16 protein-coding genes are annotated in these 18,248 nt (G+C 71.9%); 7 read left to right on the plus strand and 9 right to left on the minus strand.

The features are described from left to right. Window positions 1-124: 124 nt before the first annotated feature. From ACZ5FU_RS24120 to ACZ5FU_RS24135, 4 genes are all read left to right on the plus strand, one after another. Window positions 125-1,474 (plus strand): DUF2252 domain-containing protein, encoded by a 1,350-nt coding sequence (locus ACZ5FU_RS24120; protein ID WP_451530093.1) that lies wholly within the window; start codon window positions 125-127, stop codon window positions 1,472-1,474. Window positions 1,475-1,566: 92 nt separating this feature from the next. After that, window positions 1,567-2,259, plus strand: a complete 693-nt coding sequence (locus ACZ5FU_RS24125) for a hypothetical protein (protein WP_451530059.1) — start codon at window positions 1,567-1,569, stop codon at window positions 2,257-2,259. A 243-nt stretch (window positions 2,260-2,502) separates the two neighbouring features. Next, window positions 2,503-3,315, plus strand: coding sequence for a thioredoxin domain-containing protein (locus tag ACZ5FU_RS24130; RefSeq protein WP_451530060.1), 813 nt, complete (start codon window positions 2,503-2,505; stop codon window positions 3,313-3,315). A gap of 105 nt (window positions 3,316-3,420) precedes the next feature. Next, window positions 3,421-5,103 (plus strand): alkaline phosphatase D family protein, encoded by a 1,683-nt coding sequence (locus ACZ5FU_RS24135; RefSeq protein WP_468837268.1) that lies wholly within the window; start codon window positions 3,421-3,423, stop codon window positions 5,101-5,103. A gap of 7 nt (window positions 5,104-5,110) precedes the next feature. Here the strand turns inward: ACZ5FU_RS24135 and ACZ5FU_RS24140 are convergent, their stop codons facing one another. Continuing rightward, the gene (locus ACZ5FU_RS24140) at window positions 5,111-5,680 is read right to left on the minus strand and encodes a dienelactone hydrolase family protein (protein ID WP_451777233.1); all 570 of its coding nucleotides are present in this window, start codon (window positions 5,678-5,680) and stop codon (window positions 5,111-5,113) included. A gap of 122 nt (window positions 5,681-5,802) precedes the next feature. On the opposite strand from ACZ5FU_RS24140, the gene ACZ5FU_RS24145 reads away from it, so the two are divergent. Next, window positions 5,803-6,924, plus strand: a complete 1,122-nt coding sequence (locus tag ACZ5FU_RS24145) for a mechanosensitive ion channel family protein (RefSeq protein WP_451530063.1) — start codon at window positions 5,803-5,805, stop codon at window positions 6,922-6,924. 111 nt (window positions 6,925-7,035) lie between these two features. Here the strand turns inward: ACZ5FU_RS24145 and ACZ5FU_RS24150 are convergent, their stop codons facing one another. From ACZ5FU_RS24150 to ACZ5FU_RS24170, 5 genes are all read right to left on the minus strand, one after another. Continuing rightward, on the minus strand, window positions 7,036-8,622 hold the full coding sequence (locus tag ACZ5FU_RS24150; RefSeq protein ID WP_468837264.1) for a Na+/H+ antiporter: 1,587 nt from the start codon (window positions 8,620-8,622) through the stop codon (window positions 7,036-7,038). Window positions 8,623-8,718: 96 nt separating this feature from the next. Beyond that, complete coding sequence (locus tag ACZ5FU_RS24155; RefSeq protein WP_468837261.1) at window positions 8,719-9,198, minus strand: GNAT family N-acetyltransferase; 480 nt, start codon at window positions 9,196-9,198, stop codon at window positions 8,719-8,721. Further along, window positions 9,195-10,139, minus strand: coding sequence for an RluA family pseudouridine synthase (locus ACZ5FU_RS24160; protein ID WP_451530066.1), 945 nt, complete (start codon window positions 10,137-10,139; stop codon window positions 9,195-9,197). Before ACZ5FU_RS24160 ends, ACZ5FU_RS24155 begins: the two co-directional genes overlap by 4 nt. 43 nt (window positions 10,140-10,182) lie before the next feature. Further along, window positions 10,183-10,824, minus strand: a complete 642-nt coding sequence (lspA, locus tag ACZ5FU_RS24165; protein WP_468646462.1) for a signal peptidase II — start codon at window positions 10,822-10,824, stop codon at window positions 10,183-10,185. A 67-nt stretch (window positions 10,825-10,891) separates the two neighbouring features. Further along, window positions 10,892-11,365, minus strand: coding sequence for a TraR/DksA family transcriptional regulator (locus tag ACZ5FU_RS24170; protein ID WP_451530068.1), 474 nt, complete (start codon window positions 11,363-11,365; stop codon window positions 10,892-10,894). Between the two features lie 4 nt (window positions 11,366-11,369). Here ACZ5FU_RS24170 and ACZ5FU_RS24175 point away from each other — a divergent pair, with 4 nt between their 5' ends. Both ACZ5FU_RS24175 and ileS read left to right on the plus strand, forming a co-directional pair. Further along, complete coding sequence (locus ACZ5FU_RS24175; RefSeq protein ID WP_451530069.1) at window positions 11,370-11,972, plus strand: hypothetical protein; 603 nt, start codon at window positions 11,370-11,372, stop codon at window positions 11,970-11,972. 494 nt (window positions 11,973-12,466) lie between these two features. After that, window positions 12,467-15,664: an isoleucine--tRNA ligase gene (gene ileS / locus ACZ5FU_RS24180; RefSeq protein WP_469046570.1), complete on the plus strand. Its 3,198-nt coding sequence runs from the start codon at window positions 12,467-12,469 to the stop codon at window positions 15,662-15,664. A 215-nt stretch (window positions 15,665-15,879) separates the two neighbouring features. On the opposite strand, the gene ACZ5FU_RS24185 is transcribed toward ileS, so the two are convergent. From ACZ5FU_RS24185 to ACZ5FU_RS24195, 3 genes are all read right to left on the minus strand, one after another. After that, window positions 15,880-17,160 (minus strand): DivIVA domain-containing protein, encoded by a 1,281-nt coding sequence (locus ACZ5FU_RS24185; protein WP_451530071.1) that lies wholly within the window; start codon window positions 17,158-17,160, stop codon window positions 15,880-15,882. Between the two features lie 53 nt (window positions 17,161-17,213). After that, window positions 17,214-17,498 carry a YggT family protein gene (locus tag ACZ5FU_RS24190; RefSeq protein WP_451530072.1) on the minus strand — a complete coding sequence of 95 codons (285 nt, stop codon included), beginning with the start codon at window positions 17,496-17,498 and terminating at the stop codon, window positions 17,214-17,216. 63 nt (window positions 17,499-17,561) lie between these two features. After that, the gene (locus ACZ5FU_RS24195; protein WP_451530073.1) at window positions 17,562-18,203 is read right to left on the minus strand and encodes a cell division protein SepF; all 642 of its coding nucleotides are present in this window, start codon (window positions 18,201-18,203) and stop codon (window positions 17,562-17,564) included. Window positions 18,204-18,248 lie beyond the last annotated feature (45 nt).

Consider the following 18,248-nt stretch of genomic DNA (forward strand, 5'->3'; position numbering starts at 1 on the left):
GGTGACGGGCGGGCGGGTCCCCCGCGTACCTTCGCAGCGGGGGCGTGGGCACTTTCGTACGCGTCCGCCCGTTGGAGACGACAGAAACGCTGTCGTACGCATGAGCACCAGGAGGCACCCCGCGATGTCGGTTCCGCAGCTCGACGAAGAGCCTCGCGGCGAGGAGATCCTCGCCGTCCTCGACACCGCCTTCGGCGAACTCCTGGCCGCGGACCCCGCCGCGTTCCGCGTGAAGTTCCGCAAGATGGCGGCCTCGGCGTTCGCGTTCTACCGGGGCACGGCGTGCCTCTTCTACCACGACCAGGACGCGGCGAGCGGCGGGCTCGGCGCCGGCGGCACCTTCACCGGGCCCTACCTGGACGAGCGCACCTCGCGCGTGTGGATCCACGGCGACCTGCACGCGGAGAACTTCGGCACCTACATGGACTCCCAGGGCCGTCTGATCTTCAACGTCAACGACTTCGACGAGGCGTACGTGGGCCCCTTCACCTGGGACCTGAAGCGCTTCTCCGCCTCGATCGCCCTGATCGGGTACGCGAAGGCGTTCAGCGACGACCAGATCACCGAGCTGGTGCGGGTGTACGCGGGCGCCTACCGCGAGCGGATCCGCGCCCTGGCGACGGGCGCCAAGCGGGACGAGGTGCCGCCCTTCACCCTGGACACGGCCGAGGGCCCCCTGCTGGGCGCGCTGCGCGTCGCCCGTTCCCTGACCCGGTTCGGGCTGCTGGACTCGATGACCGAGATCCGCGACTTCGAGCGCCGCTTCGCGCCGGGCGGCGGTTCCATCGAGCTGGACGCCGCCACCCGCTACAAGGTCCTCGCCGCCTTCGACGGCTATCTGGAGACGCTGCCGGAGACCTCCCTGGCCCGCCCGGACTCCTACCGCGTGAAGGACGTCGTGGGCCGCCGGGGCATCGGCATCGGCTCGGCGGGCCTGCCCTCGTACAACATCCTCCTGGAGGGCCACAGCGACGCCCTGGAGAACGATGTGGTGATCTACATCAAGCAGGGCCAGACGCCGGCCGTCTCCCGGCACATCCCCGACCCCGCGATCCGCGACTACTTCCTGCACGAGGGTCACCGCACGGTGATCTCCCAGCGCGCCCTCCAGCAGCACGCCGACCCGTGGCTGGGCTGGACCGAGCTGGACGGCGCGGGCCAACTGGTCGCCGAGGTCTCGCCGTACGCGGTGGACCTGGACTGGGGCGACATCGACGACCCGGAGGAGATCGCGGGCGTCGTCGCCGACCTCGGCCGGGCCACGGCCACCATGCACGCGGCGGCGGACGACACCTCCGGCGAGTCGCTGGTGCCGTTCTCCACCGAGCGGGCCATCGACGCGGCGATCGCCGGCGACGAGGAGGGCTTCGCACCGGTCCTGGTCGACTTCGCGCACTCCTACGGCGCACGCGCGCGTGCGGACCACCAGATCTTCGTCGACCTGTTCCGCAACGGCCGGATCCCGGGACTGTGACGGGCCCCACGACGAACTCCATAACGAAAAGGGCGCTCACAGCGACCCTTTAGGGGCCTCTTACCGGCGCGCGTGACACACTCTCCTCCGCTATGGACATATCCGGGACCCGCCTCAGAGCCGTACGCGCGGCGCTGTTCACGGCCTTCGTCGTGACGCTCAGCACCGCGTCGCACGTGCTGCTGTCGCGGGTCCCGCTCCCTCTGAACACGGTGGCCGTCCTCGCCGTCGCCGTGTTCCTCCTCGCGTACGCGCTGGCGGGCCGGGAGCGCGGCTTCGGGCGGATCGCCGCCCTGCTGATCCCGCTGGAGCTGGCGGCCGACACCGTCTTCACCACCGGCCAGCACGTCTGCTACGGCCGGGCGGGCGGCCCGGTCACCGGACCGCTGCGCTCCGTCGGCCTCCACGTCCTGTGCGGCGACGGCACCGGCGTCGGCGCCCCGCTGGCCCGCGTGACCGGTGCCGGCCCCGAGCAGGTCGGCGGGCTCCTCGCGCACGCCGACCCCTCGACGGCCTGGCTGCTGCTGGGCGCGCACGTCGGCGTCGGCCTGCTCGCCGCGGCCTGGCTGCGGCGGGGCGAGCGCGCGCTCGGCCAGTTGCTGCGCGCGGCGGCCGCGACCACGTTCCGGCCGCTGCTGCTGGCCGTGGCCGCCGTGACCGTCCGCTGCGCCCCGGCCGCCCGTCGCCTGCCGCGGCCCGCACGCCGTCCGCTCACCACCAGCCGCGACCGGATCCTCGTGCACTCCCTCGGACGCCGCGGCCCCCCGCGCCCGGCCGCCGCCTGAGCGACACCGGAGCACTCGGCCCGACCGCCCGGCCCGACCACCGGAACCGAAGGACCGGGTCCGACCACCGGTACCGGTCCGGCGGATCCGGTCCGGCAGGTCCGGTCCGGCAGTTCCTGTCCGGCAGGTCCGGTCATCGGGCCGTCCACCGGCCCGGTCGCCCCGCGCGGCCCCCGAGCACGACAGTCCCCACACGTATCCCGCGCACCACCCCCGTGCGCGTCCCACCTGGAGAACACCACCATGAGCAAGCGCAACAGTGCGGCGGCGAAGACGGCGGCCCGCGAGCGACTGCGTCTCGAGCGCGAGCGCCAGGCCAAGCGGGCCAAGGTCAAGCGGCAGGTCGTCGTGGCCTGCTCGGTCGTCGGAGTGCTGGCGGTGGCCGGCGGCATAGGTTACGCGGTCGTCCAGAACAACAAGCCCACGTACTGGGAGGAGGCCAAGGACAAGCCGCTGGTCAAGCCGGCCAACACCACCGGTGAGAACGGCACGACCGTCGTGATGGGCAAGAGCACCGCCAAGAAGACCCTCGTGATGTACGAGGACCCGCGCTGCCCCGTCTGCGCCCAGTTCGAGCAGACCGTGGGCGCCACCGTGAAGTCGGACTACGACGCCGGCAAGTTCAAGCTCCAGTTCGTCGGCGCCACCTTCCTCGACAACAGCCTGACCGGCGAGGGCTCCAAGAACGCGCTGAGCGCCCTGGGCGCCGCGCTCGACGTCGGCCCGGAGGCGTTCCTGGAGTACAAGACGGCGCTGTACTCGGCGAAGTGGCACCCCGAGGAGTCCGACGACAAGTTCAAGGACGACAGCTACCTGATCAAGGCGGCCGACACGGTCTCCGCGCTCAAGGGCAACGCCGCGTTCCAGAAGGCCGTGAAGGACGGCACCTACGACAGGTGGGCGCTGGAGATGTCCAAGACGTTCGACGAGAGCGGTGTGTCGGGCACCCCGACCCTGCGGATGGACGGGAAGGCGCTGACCGCGCCCGGCAGCCAGAACGCCCCGATGACGGTCGCCGACTTCACCACCGCGCTCGAAGCCGCCCTCAAGGCCTGAACGGCCGTGGCCTGACGGCCCTCCGGGAGTCGCGGAACCGAAGAGCGGGCGAACTTTCGCCAGTTCGCCCGCTCTTCGTCGTACTGGTCAGTAATCTGATCGCCCGTGACCAGTCGATACAGATCAACACAGAGTGCCGACGCCCCGTCGGACCGCCTCGACACGCACACCCCGCGCCGCCGGACGGTCGTCAAGGCGGCCGCCGCCACCGCCGTGCTGGCGGGGCCGCTCGCCGCCGCGCTGCCCGCGCGGGCCGCCGACGAGGCCCCCGCCTTCCTGCACGGTGTCGCCTCCGGCGACCCGCTGCCCGACGGCGTCCTGCTGTGGACCCGGGTGACGCCGACCGCCGGGGCCGTACCCGGCTCCGGGCTCGGACCGGACACCGAGGTCGAGTGGGTCGTCGCCCGGGACAAGGCACTGACGAACGTCGTGGCGAAGGGGTCCCTCACCGCGACCGCCGCCTCCGACCACACCGTCAAGGCCGACGTCCGCGGCCTCGCCCCGGCCACGGACTACTGGTTCCGCTTCTCGGCCGGCGGGACCGACTCCCCGGTGGCGCGTACCCGCACCGCGCCGGCGGCGGACGCGTCCGTGGCGGGCCTGCGCTTCGGCGTGGTGTCCTGCGCCAACTGGGAGGCCGGGTACTTCTCCTCCTACCGCCACCTCGCCGCCCGCGGCGACCTCGACGCCTGGCTCCACCTCGGCGACTACATCTACGAGTACGGCACCGGCGAGTACGGCACCCGCGACACCGTCGTACGGCAGCACGCGCCCACGCACGAGATCCTCACCCTCGCCGACTACCGCACCCGGCACGGCAGGTACAAGACCGACCCCGATCTGCAGGCCCTGCACACCAAGGCGCCCGTCATCGCGATCTGGGACGACCACGAGATCGCCAACGACACCTGGTCGGGCGGCGCCGAGAACCACACCGAGGGCGCCGAGGGCGACTGGGCCGCCCGTCAGGCGGCCGCCAAGCAGGCCTACTTCGAGTGGATGCCGGTCCGCCCGGCGCTGGCGGGCACCACCTACCGCCGGCTGCGCTTCGGCAAGCTCGCCGACCTGTCCCTGCTGGACCTGCGCTCCTTCCGCTCCCAGCAGGTCTCCGTCGGCAACGGCGGCGTCGACGACCCGGACCGCACCCTCACCGGCCGCGCCCAGCTCGACTGGCTCAAGGCGGGCCTGAAGGCGTCCGACACCACCTGGCGGCTGGTCGGCAACTCGGTGATGATCTCGCCGTTCGCCGTCGGTTCCCTCTCCGCCGACCTGCTCAAGCCGCTCGCCAAGCTGCTCGGCCTGCCGCAGGAGGGCTTCGCCCTCAACACCGACCAGTGGGACGGCTACACGGACGACCGCCGTGAGCTCCTCGCCCACCTGCGCGCGAACGCCATCCGCAACACCGTCTTCCTCACCGGCGACATCCACATGGCGTGGGCCAACGACGTGCCCGTGGACGCCGGGACCTACCCGCTGTCCGCCTCGGCCGCCACGGAGTTCGTGGTCACCTCGGTGACCTCCGACAACCTCGACGACCTGGTGAAGGTCCCCGAGGGCACGGTCTCCGCCGTCGCCGCGCCGGTCATCCGGGCCGCCAACCGCCACGTCCACTGGGTGGACACCGACCGGCACGGTTACGGCGTCCTGGACATCACCGCCGACCGCGCGCAGATGGACTACTACGTGGTGTCCAGCCGCACCAGGGCGGACGCGACCTCGTCCTGGTCCCGCTCCTACCGCACCCGCACCGGCACGCAGAGGGTCGAGCGGACGTACGACCCCGTGTAGCCGTCGTCTACAGGCTCTCGAGGAAGCCGAGCGCCACCCGCCAGGTGGCCTCGGCGGCCTCCGCGTCGTAGTCGGGCAGGTCGGGGTCGGTGTAGAGGTGACCGGCCCCGGCGTACCGGTGGATCTCCACGTCGGCGCCCGCCCTGCCCATCTGGAGGTACCAGGCGCTCAGCCAGTCGTCGGTCTCGAACGGGTCCGGCTCGGCCACGTGCAGCTGCACCGGCAGGCCGTCCACCGAGGCGTTCGGCGCGAGGTCGGACGTGCCGTGCAGGAGCAGCAGACCGCGCGCTCTGTCGTCACCGAGGGCGAGGGTCTGCGCGACCGACGCGCCCAGCGAGAACCCGGCGTACACCAGCCCCCGCTCCGAGTAGGGCGCGGCGGCCAGGACGGCTCTCCTCAGCAGCTCGTCCTTGCCGATCCCCTCGTTGTGGGCCATGCCCTCCTCGACCGTGTCGAACGTGCGCCCGTCGAAGAGGTCGGGGGTCCACACCTCGTGACCGGCGGCGCGCAGCCGGTCCGCCGCCGCGCGCACCGCGGGGCGCGGTCCATAGGTCGAATGGAAGAGCATGATGTTCATGGGGCCATGGTGCCAGCCGGAACCGACAACGCCCCGCGGGGCGGCCTCCGTCGCACCGCACGTGGGTCTCTTCACAGGACCCGCATGTTCACGACCCCGCCGGGACGGTTACGTTCGAAGGCATGGAGAACCTGCTCCGCCCACTGATCGTGGTCGGCGGTTCGGTCGTGCTGACGTTGTTCATCGGCTGGGCCACCGACCGACTGTTGTCCAAGGCCGACCGACGGCATCCCGAGACGTCCCTGTGGGGGCTGCTGCGCCGTGGCCGCATCCCGTACCAGCTCGTGCTGTGCGCCGCCCTGCTGAGAGGATCGTTCGACAAGGCCGAGGTGCTGGAGGGCCACCGCGTCGGCATCGGCCAGACGCTCACCCTGGTGCTGATCGGGTCGACCGCGTGGCTGGCGATCCGGATCGCCGCCGCGGTCGTCGAGACCTCGTACAGCCGCTACGCGCGCGTGCACCACGACGCGGCCCGGGTGCGGCGGGTGCGCACCCAGGTGTCGCTGATCATGCGGGTCGTCTCCGCGGTGGTCGGGGTGGTCGCGGTGGCGGCGATGCTGCTGACGTTCCCGGCGTTCCGGGCGGCCGGCGCCTCGCTGCTGGCCTCCGCGGGCATCATCGGCATCGTCGCCGGTGTCGCCGCCCAGTCGACGCTGAGCAACATGTTCGCCGGCTTCCAGATCGCCTTCGGCGACATGGTGCGGATGGGCGACACGGTGGTGGTGGACGGCGAATGGGGCACGGTCGAGGAGATCACGCTGACCTTCCTCACCGTGCGGACCTGGGACGAGCGCCGGCTCACCATGCCCGTCTCGTACTTCACGTCCAAGCCGTTCGAGAACTGGTCGCGCGGCACCCCGCAGATGACCGGCATCGTCTACTGGCACCTCGACCACTCGGCGCCGCTGGACGCGATGCGGGAGAAGCTGCGCGACATCCTGCGCGAGTGCCCGGCCTGGGACGGCCGCGCCCACAACCTGACCGTGACGGACACCACCCCCAACACCATCGAGGTGAGGGCGCTGGTGACGGCCAAGGACGCCGACGACATCTGGACGGTCCGCGTGACCGTCCGCGAGCGGATGATCCGCTGGCTGTCCGAGGAGCACCCGTACGCGCTGCCCCGCGTCAACACCGCCGACGCGATCGTGCGCTCTCCCGGCTCCAACGGCTCCAACGGGCGGGTGTCCCACGCCATAGGGCCCCAGCGCCGGGCCCACGAGTCGCCGCGGGCCGACCGCTGAACCACGAGCCGCCGAACCACTGAACCGATGGACCGCTGAACCGCCGACGCCGGCCGGGACGCCCCGTGCGCCCGGCCGGCGTCCCCGCGCCCGACGGTCGCGGGCGGGGCGTCACCGCAGACTGCGTACGTCGAGGTGGCGCAGCACCCGGTCCACGATCTCGGGATCGGCCCCCGGCTCACTGCGCGCCGCGACCACCTCGTGCCGGGCCGCGCTCAGCATCTCGCCCTGGATGCGCCGCACCCGGCTCAGCCGGCGCACGCGGTGCTCGTGCGCCTCCCGCCGCTCGTCCTCGCCGAGGTCGGGGCTGATCCGCAGCCCGATGTCGAGGGCGCGCCGGCCCATCTGCTCGGCGAGTTCCTCCGGCAGGTCCTCCTCGGCCTCGATCTCCCGCAGCCGGCGCTTCGCCGCCTTGGCCGCCCGTACGGCCAGTTCCTTCTCGAACTCCTTCTCCCGGCCGGTGTCGGCCTGCACCCCGAGCCTCCTGACCAGCCACGGCAGGGTCAGCCCCTGGAGGACGAGCGTCACCATGATGACGCCGAAGGCGATGAACACGATCTCGTCCCGGTCCGGGAAGGGGGCCCCCTCGTCGGTCTTCAGCGGGATCGCGAGCGCCAGCGCCACCGAGGCGACCCCGCGCATCCCCGACCACCACATCACGACGGTCTCCCGCCAGGTCGTCGGGATGTCCTCGTCGTGGTCCCGCCTGGCGTGCATCCGCTGGGTGAGCCAGGTCGCCGGCAGCAGCCACAGCAGCCGGACGAGGATCACGACGGCCGCCACCGCCGCGGCCCACCCCAGCATCTCCCCCCACCGTCCGGACGCCGTCCGGATCGCCATGTGCAGCTCCAGGCCGACCAGTCCGAACGCCACCCCGGTCACCAGGGTGTCGACGATGTCCCAGAAGGTGTGCCCGGCCAGACGCGTCAGCACGTCGTCGGGATCGGTGGCGTACTCGGCGAGGAACAGCGCGGTGGTGAGCACGGCGAGCACCCCGGACCCGTGGAACTCCTCCGCGAGCACGTAGGAGGCGTACGGCACCAGCAGCGTGAGACCGATCTGCAGGGTCGCGTCCCCGAGCAGGTCCATGAGCCGGTTCGCCCCCCAGCCGAGCGCCAGCCCGACCGCGACCGCGACGACGGCGGACAGCACGAAGTCGAGACCGGCCTTCCAGGGCGAGAAGGTCCCGCTGACGGCGGCGGCGATGGCCACGTGGTAGAGCACGATGGCGGTGACGTCGTTGAAGAGCCCCTCGCCCTCCAGGATGGACACCAGCCGGCGGGGCAGCCCGAGCTGCCCCGCCACCGCGGTGGCGGCCACCGGGTCCGGCGGTGCGACGAGCGCCCCGAGGGCCACGGCCGCGGCGATCGGCAGGCCGGGGACGATCGCGTGGGCGACGGCGGCCACGCACAGCATCGTGACGAACACCAGCGCCACGGCGAGCAGGAAGATCGGCCGCTTGTTGGCGGTGAACTGCCGCCAGGAGGTGCGCCGTACGGCCGCGTAGAGCAGGGGCGGCAGCAGCAGCGGGAGGATCAGGTCCGGCGGGACGTTCACGTCGGGCACGAAGTCGGCGACCGCGAGCGCGATCCCGAGCAGGGTCATCAGGACCGGCGCCGGCAGGCCCCACCGGTCTCCCAGCGGGACGCTCACCACGGCCCCGAGCAGCAGGACGAACAACAGGGCCAACTGATCCACGGTCGGTGCTCCGGGGGCTGAGACGTCACACGGCAGGTCTCAAGCCTGCCACGCCGCCCCCGTCACCAGCCCTTTCGGCACCCGCGCCGCCCCGGGCTACCGCTGGAGCGCCCGCCGCATCGCCCGGTGCGGGATCCCCGCATCCTCGAACTCGGGACCGTACGCCCGGTACCCCAGCCGTTCGTAGAACCCGAGGGCGTGGGTCTGCGCGTGCAGGTCCACGGCCGTGAGTCCCCGCGCGCGTGCCACGTCCTCGATGGCGCGCACCAGGGCGGCCCCCACCCCGAGCCCGCGCGCCCGCCCGGTGACGGCGAGCCGCCCCAGCGACCCGACCGACGGGTCCCCGCCGGTCTTCGCCGCGGCCTGCGCGCCGTACAGCAGCCGCCCGGTCCCGAGCGGTTCGCCGTCCTCCCGGACCGCCAGCACGTGCACCGCGCCGGCGTCGTGGACGTCGTACTCGATGTCCTCGGGGACGCCCTGCTCGCCGACGAAGACCTCCTTGCGGACCGCGAAACAGGCCTCGCGGTCGGCCAGGTCCTCGGCGAGGCGGATCACGTACGCCTGCGGGGCGCTCATCCGTAGGTCTCCTCGCGGACCTGGTCGAGGGCCTGCTGGAGGTCGTCCGGGTACACGCAGGCGAACTCGGCCCACCGGCCGTCCCCGGGGTGCTCGAAGCCCAGCCGGACCGCGTGCAGCCACTGCCGGGTCAGCTTCAGCCGCTTGGCGAGCGTCGGGTCGGCGCCGTAGGTCAGGTCACCGACGCATGGATGGCGGTGGGCGGCCATGTGGACGCGGATCTGGTGCGTGCGGCCGGTCTCCAGCTTGACGTCCAGCAGGGAGGCGGCGCGGAATGCCTCGATCAGGTCGTAGTGCGTGACGGAGGGCTTGCCCTCGGCGGTGACCGCCCACTTGTAGTCGTGCTGGGGGTGCCGGCCGATGGGCGCGTCGATGGTGCCGCTGGTGGGGTCCGGGTGGCCCTGGACGAGCGCGTGGTAGCGCTTGTCGACCGTGCGCTCCTTGAACTGGCGCTTCAGCGAGGTGTACGCGCGCTCCGACTTGGCCACCACCATCAGGCCGGAGGTGCCCACGTCGAGGCGGTGCACGATGCCCTGGCGCTCGGCGGCACCGGAGGTGGAGATGCGGTATCCGGCGGCGGCGAGCCCGCCGATGACGGTGGGGCCGCTCCAGCCGGGCGACGGGTGGGCGGCCACCCCGACCGGCTTGACGATCACGACCACGTCGTCGTCGTCGTGGACGATCTCCATGCCCTCGACGGGCTCGGCGACCACCTGCACCGGCGCGGGCGCCTGCGGCATCTCGACCTCGAGCCAGGCCCCGCCGTGCACCCGCTCGGACTTGCCGACCACCGATCCGTCGACCGTGACCTTCCCCGTGGCCGCGAGTTCGGCGGCCTTGGTACGGGAGAAGCCGAACATGCGGGAGATGGCGGCGTCGACACGCTCGCCCTCCAGGCCGTCGGGCACGGGCAGGGTGCGGATCTCGGGAATCGTGCTCACCCGTCGAGTATGCCGGACGGGCCCGGCACCCCCGAACCCGCGCTCAGTCCTTGTGGACGGTACCGTCCGGGTCGAGGCCCTTGAAGGACAGCAGGACGATCAGGATGCCGCCGCACACGATCGCCGAGTCGGCCAGGTTGAAGACGGCGAAGTGCTTCGGCGCGATGAAGTCGACCACCGCGCCCTCGAAGACGCCCGGCGCCCGGAAGATCCGGTCGGTGAGGTTGCCGAGCGCACCGCCGAGCAGCAGGCCGAGCGCGATCGCCCAGGGCAGGCTGTGGAGCTTGCGGGCGAGCCGGGCGATGACCACGATCACCGCCGCCGCGATCACCGTGAAGATCACGGTGAAGGCCTCGCCGAAGCCGAAGGCGGCGCCCGCGTTGCGGATCGCCTCGAACCGCAGCCAGTCCCCGACGATCTCGATCGGCTGGTGGTGCTCCAGCTTCGCGACCACGATCATCTTGCTGACCAGGTCGACGGCGTAGGCGAACGCGGCGACCGTGAACAGCACGGCGACCCGGCGCCTGCCGCGGGGGCCCTGCCCGGCGGCGGGCGCCGCGGCCCCGTCCACACCGGGGGACCCGCCCGACGCCGGCTGCCCGGCGTCGTCGCCGGACGGCTCCGGCCCGGCTCCCGCCGCCTCCGGAGTGTCCGGCGTACCGATGATGCGCTCCGCCTCTGCCACGTGAGTCCCTCGACCTAGGTACCTGACTGAGGACGAGGGTACGGCACGCCCGCCGGCGGCCGGGTGATCAGTACCGCCGCTCCTGCTTCTGCTTGCACTCCACGCACAGCGTGGCCCGCGGGAAGGCCTGCATGCGGGCCTTGCCGATGGGATTGCCGCAGTTCTCGCACAGGCCGTAGGTGCCCGCGTCCAGCCGCTCCAGGGCGTGCTCGGTCTGGACGAGCATCTCGCGCGCGTTGGCGGCCAGCGCCAGCTCGTGCTCGCGCGTGATGTTCTTCGTCCCGGTGTCCGCCTGGTCGTCGCCGGCGCCGTCCCCCGAGTCCCGCATCAGTCCGACCAGGGCCGCCTCGGACGAGGCCAGCTCGGCACGGAGGCGGTCCTTCTCGGAGTCCAGTTCGGCGCGGGCCTCCGCGGCCTCCTCGGGGGTCCAGGGGTCCTCGCCGGGGCGCACCGCCAGTTCGCCGGGCTCCGCCGCGGCGAACCGCGCCTTCGGAACAGCGGTCTGCGCCGCCGGGGCCGTTTCCGTCTTCTTCGCAACCACCGTCGTGGCTCCCGTCTGCTCCGCGGCCGAGGCCGCGCCCACCTTCTTGGCCCTGCTCTTTCCCGGGGTGCTCCCGCGGGCGGTTCCCGCACCGGCCGCACCGCCCCCGCCACCGGCCCCCTCCGTACCGGCGTCCGCCTCACCGACCTCGCCCTTCCGGGCCCCGGCGGTCTTCCTGCCCGCGGCCGCCCTCTTCGAAGCGGCCTTCCTCCCCCCGGGTTCCTTCCCGGCGGCTGTCCTTCCGGCCGGCGCCTCCTCGGCGGCCGCGCTCCCCGCGACGGTCGTCCCCTCCGGGACGCCCGCCCCGTCGGCCGCCGCGGCCGTCCGCGAGGTCCCGGGGGCCCGCGAGGTGCCGGCCCTCTTCCCGGCCGCCGTCCTCGCCGTCGCCGGCGTCACGGCCCGTCCCGCCGGCTTCGCGGCCCCCGCCGCGCCACCGCCCCGCGTGCTCTTCCTCGCACCGACGTCCTCGGCCGTACCGCCGGAGGCACCGGTGGAGCTGCCGGACGCCGACTGCTGTACGGCGGTCTTCTTCGCCACCATGGCCGCGGCCCCTTACACATCTGGTGATCTTGCACGCGAATCGTGCTGGGACGATAAATCGACTTGAGCCCCGCGGCAACGGGGCCCGTCGTCCGATCCGCCCGCCCCGCGCACGTCGCACGGCAAGCCTGCAACCGTTGTGCCCAGCTCCCCGCCAGGTATTCCGGCCGGTCGGCGGTCCGGCAGCCGGGAGCCGCGCACCTCGCCGTTCGGGTCATCCAGGACCGCCTCCGGCCCGCCGCCCGCGGGGCCGGAAAACCGGTCGGACGCCGTCCGCGCGGCGCCGTACACTGGGCGGAGCGAGAAGCGTGGATGGGGACGAGTAGCGGCGTACGCAGCCCAGAGCGACCCGGGGACGGTGGAAGCCCGGGGGCGAGCGCGACGTGAAGATCACCCCGGAGCCGCCGGAAGAAAGCCTCGGACAGCGGGCGCACCGCACACCGCCGTCCCGGGCCGGTAGAACCGGCATCGCGCCCCAATGAGAGGGCTCACCGGAGCGTACGGCGCACCGGAGGGCCAAGGAGGGTGGTACCGCGGGAGCGCGCCGCACACGGCGTGGACATGGCTCTCGTCCCTCCGACGGAAGGCAGCACATCCGCCGGAGGAAGCTCGTTGAACACGCAGCCGCAGTACCGCCAGGTACCCGCCCAGGTCGACCTGCCCGCCCTCGAGCACGCCGTGCTCGATTTCTGGCGCGAGCAGAAGATCTTCGCCAAGTCCCTGGAGCAGTCCGAGGGCCGCCCCGAATGGGTGTTCTACGAGGGGCCGCCCACCGCCAACGGCATGCCGGGGGCCCACCACATCGAGGCCCGCGTCTTCAAGGACGTCTTCCCCCGCTTCCGCACCATGCGCGGCTACCACGTGGGCCGCAAGGCCGGCTGGGACTGCCACGGCCTCCCGGTGGAGCTGGCGGTGGAGAAGGAGCTCGGCTTCACCGGCAAGCAGGACATCGAGGCTTACGGCATCGCGGAGTTCAACGACAAGTGCCGCGCGTCCGTCACCCGGCACACCGACGCGTTCACCGAGCTGACCCACCGCATGGGCTACTGGGTCGACCTGGACGACGCCTACCGGACCATGGACCCCGAGTACATCGAGTCCGTGTGGTGGTCGCTGAAGGAGATCTTCGACAAGGGCCTGCTGGTGCAGGACTACCGCGTGGCCCCCTGGTGCCCGCGCGACGAGACGGGCCTGTCGGACCACGAGCTGGCGCAGGGCTACGAGACGATCGTCGACCCGTCCGTCTACGTCCGCTTCCCGCTCACCTCCGGTCCGCTCGCCGGTGAGGCCGCGCTGCTGATCTGGACGACCACCCCCTGGACACTGGTCTCCAACACCGCGGTCGCCGCGCACCCCGAGGTCACCTACGTCGTCGCCACCGACGGCCGGGAGAAGCTCGTCGTGGCCGAGCCGCTGCTCGCCAAGGCCCTCGGCGAGGGCTGGGAGAGCACCGGACAGACCTTCACCGGCGCCGAGATGGAGCGCTGGACCTACCAGCGCCCGTTCGAGCTGGTGGAGTTCCCCGAGCCCGCGCAGTACGTGGTCAACGCCGAGTACGTCACGACCGAGGACGGCACGGGTCTGGTCCACCAGTCCCCCGCCTTCGGCGAGGACGACCTCAAGGTCTGCCGCTCCTACGGCCTGCCCGTCGTCAACCCCGTCCGCCCGGACGGCACCTTCGAGGAGGACGTCCCCCTGGTCGGCGGCGTCTTCTTCAAGAAGGCGGACGAACAGCTCACCGAGGACCTCCAGCAGCGCGGTCTCCTCTTCAAGCACCTGCCGTACGAGCACAGCTACCCGCACTGCTGGCGCTGCCACACCGCGCTGCTCTACTACGCGCAGCCGTCCTGGTACATCCGCACCACGGCCGTCAAGGACCGTCTCCTGGCGGAGAACGAGAAGACCAACTGGTTCCCGGACACGGTCAAGCACGGCCGCTTCGGCGACTGGCTGGACAACAACATCGACTGGGCGCTCTCCCGCAGCCGCTACTGGGGCACCCCGCTGCCGATCTGGCGCTGCGAGGAGGGTCACCTCACCTGCGTCGGCTCGCGCGCGCAGCTGACCGAGCTGACCGGCACCGACCAGTCCGAACTGGACCCGCACCGCCCCTACATCGACGCGGTCACCTTCGACTGCCCGCACGAGGGCTGCGGGCGGCTCGCCACCCGCGTGCCCGAGGTCATCGACGCCTGGTACGACTCGGGCTCGATGCCGTTCGCGCAGTGGGGCTACCCCTACAAGAACAAGGAACTCTTCGAGTCCCGCTACCCCGCGCAGTTCATCAGCGAGGCCATCGACCAGACCCGCGGCTGGTTCTACACGCTGATGGCGGTCGGCACCCTGGTCTTCGACAAGTCCTCCTACGAGAACGTCGTCTGCCTCGGCCACATCCTCGCCGAGGACGGCCGCAAGATGTCCAAGCACCTGGGCAACATCCTCCAGCCGATCCCGCTCATGGACCAGCACGGCGCCGACGCGGTGCGCTGGTTCATGGCGGCCGGCGGCTCCCCCTGGGCGGCCCGCCGCGTCGGCCACGGCACCATCCAGGAGGTGGTGCGCAAGACCCTCCTCACCTACTGGAACACGGTCGCCTTCCAGGCCCTGTACGCCCGCACCTCCGGCTGGGCCCCGTCCGGGGCCGACCCGGCCCCCGCCGAGCGCACCGTCCTCGACCGCTGGCTGCTGTCCGAACTCCACGCGCTCACCGACCAGGTGACCCGGTCCCTGGAGGCCTACGACACCCAGCGCGCCGGCAAGCTCCTCTCGGCGTTCGTCGACGACCTGTCCAACTGGTACGTACGCCGCTCCCGCCGCCGCTTCTGGCAGGGCGACAAGGCCGCGCTGCGCACCCTGCACGAGGTCGTCGAGACGGTCACGAAGCTGATGGCCCCGCTGACCCCGTTCATCACCGAGCGGGTCTGGCAGGACCTGGTCGTGCCGGTCGCCCCCGACGCCCCCGAGTCGGTGCACCTGGCGTCCTGGCCGGAGGCGGACCTCTCCGCGATCGACCCGGAGCTGTCGCGGCAGATGGCCCTGGTGCGCCGCCTGGTCGAGCTGGGCCGCGCCACGCGCGCCGAGTCGGGTGTGAAGACCCGCCAGCCGCTGCGCCGGGCGCTCGTCGCGGCCACGGGCTTCGACGCCCTCTCCCCCGAGCTGCACGCGCAGATCACGGAGGAACTGAACGTCGAGTCCCTCGCGTCGCTCGCCGAGGTCGGCGGCAGCCTCGTCGACACCACCGCCAAGGCCAACTTCCGCGCCCTGGGCAAGCGGTTCGGCAAGCGCGTCCAGGACGTGGCCAAGGCCGTGGCGAACGCCGACGCGGCCGCGCTCTCCCTCGCCCTGCGCGAGGGCACGGCGTCGGTGGAGGTCGACGGCGAGACGGTCATCCTCGCCCCGGACGAGGTGATCATCACGGAGACGCCCCGCGAGGGCTGGTCGGTGGCGTCCGACTCGGGCGCGACGGTCGCCCTCGACCTGGAGATCACCGAGGAGCTGCGCCGTGCCGGCCTGGCCCGGGACGCGATCCGCCTGATCCAGGAGGCCCGCAAGAACAGCGGTCTCGACGTCGCCGACCGCATCGCGCTCCGCTGGACCGCGACCGACCCGGAAGTCGTCGACGCGCTGACCGGCCACTCGGCCCTGATCGCCGACGAGGTCCTCGCCACCGACTTCGCCCGGGGCGAGGCGGACGACGGCTACGGCGCCCCGTTCACGGACGAGGCCCTGACCCTGACGTTCCGCCTGCGCAAGGCGTAACGCCCACGGCACCGGAAAGGGCCCGGTCTCCCTCGAGGAGAGCGGGCCCTTTCGCGTGCCCGGCGTCGCCGGAGGCCGCCGCCCGGTCCCCCCGGCACGGGTGGACGACACGGGTGGGCCGGTCCCCGCAACACGCGTAAAAAGGGCGGGGCCCCGGAAGGAATCCGGGGCCCCGCCCTTGAACGCCGCCGACGCCTAAGGCGTGGTGACGGCCGTCAGTTGTCGTCCTCGTCGATGAGGAAGCCGCGCATCGGCGAGGGAGCCTGCCCCATCGGGGAGGGGCCCTGCGGACGCACCGGCGCCATCGGCTGGGTCATCGCCGGGGACATCTGCTGCTGGCCGCTGTAGGACGGGCCGGCCTGGCCCGGTCCGCCCATGCCCGGAGTGCCGCCGCCGTAGGACGGGGCGCTCGCGCCGGCCGGAGCCATCGAAGGCGCCGGGGACGGCGGCAGGGAGGCCGCGGCCGGGGTGCGCGGCGGGGCGAGGGAGTCGTCGGCCTGGGTCTCCAGCTGACGCAGCTGGGACTCGAGGTACGACTTCAGGCGCGTGCGGTACTCGCGCTCGAAGCCACGCAGGTCCTCGACCTTGCGCTCCAGCGTGGCGCGGGCGGACTCCAGGGAGCCCATGGCGACGCGGTGCTTCTCCTGCGCGTCCCGCTCCAGGGCGTCCGCCTTGGCACGGGCGTCGCGCTCGAGACCCTCGGCACGCGAACGCGCCTCACCGACGATCTTGTTGGCTTCGGAACGGGCCTCGGCGATCGCCTGGTCGGCGGTCTGCTGGGCCAGCGAGAGGACACGGGCGGCGCTGTCGCCACCGGGGCCCTGACCGGGGCCGCCCATGGGGCCGCCCATCTGCTGCTGCATGGGGTGGCCGCCCATGGGGCCCTGACCCATCGGACCCTGGCCCATCGGGCCCTGACCCATGGGGCCCTGACCCATCGGACCGGGACCCATCTGCCCCTGACCCATCGGACCGGGACCCATCTGTCCCTGGCCCATCTGCCCCTGACCCATCTGTCCCTGGCCCATCTGGCCGGGACCCTGGGGACCACCCTGACCGCCGCCGGGGCCGGCGGGCAGCTGCGGGGCACCGCTCGGCAGCTGGGGCGGACCACCCATGGGGCCACCCATCTGCTGCTGCGGCGGGCCCGATATTCCGGCGGGCACCGGAGCGCCGCCGCGCATGCCCTGCGGCATCCCCTGCTGGGGCATACCCTGCTGCGGAGGCATCCCCTGCTGGGGCATTCCCTGCTGCGGGGGCATCCCCTGCTGCTGGTCCTGCTGCTCCGGAGGCTTGCGCATGTTCTGCTGGTTCTGGGCAGCGGCACGCGTGGCAGCGGCCAGCTTGGCGCGCAGGTCCTCGTTCTCCCGCAGCAGGCGGGTCAGTTCGGCTTCGACCTCGTCGAGGAAGGCATCGACCTCGTCCTCGTCATAGCCTTCTCGGAGGCGGACGGTCGTGAACTGCTTGTTCCGCACGTCCTCGGGGGTCAACGGCATCTCTTCACCTCAACGTAGTCGTCGGCATTCGGCAAGACGGTAGTTCACATCGCTCACACCTGGCTCACGATCGAGATCAGGATGTAGACGATGATCATCAGTACGAAGAAGGACAGGTCGAGTGCCACACCCCCGAGACGCAACGGCGGGATCACCCGTCGCAGAAGCTTGAGCGGTGGATCGGTGACAGTGTAGGTGGCCTCCAGAACGACCACCATCGCCTTGCCGGGCTGCCATGAGCGGGCGAACTGGAACACGTAGTCCATGACCAGCCGGAAGATGAGCACGATGAGGAAGACCATCAGCGCGATGTAGACGACATCCAGGACCACGCTCATGTTCGGTGCTTCCCTCTCCCCTGCTTGCGTACTCTCTCGTCACTGCTGTTCCGGTCGTGCGTCTCAGCTCTGGTTGAAGAACCCGCCCTCTGCGATGCGGGCCTTGTCCTCCGCCGTGACATCGACGTTAGCAGGCGACAACAGGAACACCTTCTGCGTCACCCGCTCGATGCTGCCGTGGAGACCGAACACCAGACCGGCCGCGAAGTCGACAAGTCGCTTCGCGTCCGTGTCGTCCATCTCGGTCAGATTCATGATCACCGGGGTGCCCTCACGGAAGTGTTCCCCGATGGTACGGGCCTCGTTGTAGGTCCGGGGGTGAAGCGTGGTGATCCGGTACGGCTCTCGTTCGGACACGACCTTGGGCATGATCACCGGTGCGTTCTTCTCCAGGGACTGACGTTCTTGTGTGATGGATGCCACGGGCGCGATCCGCGCCGGACGCCCGGATTCCGCGCCGGGCGAAACGGATCTGGCCACCGGCTCGCGCACCACGGGCGGCTGGGTGATGCGTACCTCTTCGTCCCTTTGGGACTGATGTGCACCATGTGACTGGTGTGACGGCTCGTGCCGCCGGTGGTCGCGCTCGGGCTCAGGGTCGAGCTCGGGTTCGAAGTCGTCGTCGGGGTCGAAACCCCGGCCGTCGTACCCATCGTCCTCCACGAGGCCGAGGTAGACCGCCATCTTGCGCATCGCGCCGGCCATACTCTGAGTCCTCCGCTCTGTGGTGGATCCGCTGACGACTGCCAA

The sequence above is a fragment of the Streptomyces sp. NPDC031554 genome (assembly GCF_055580685.1).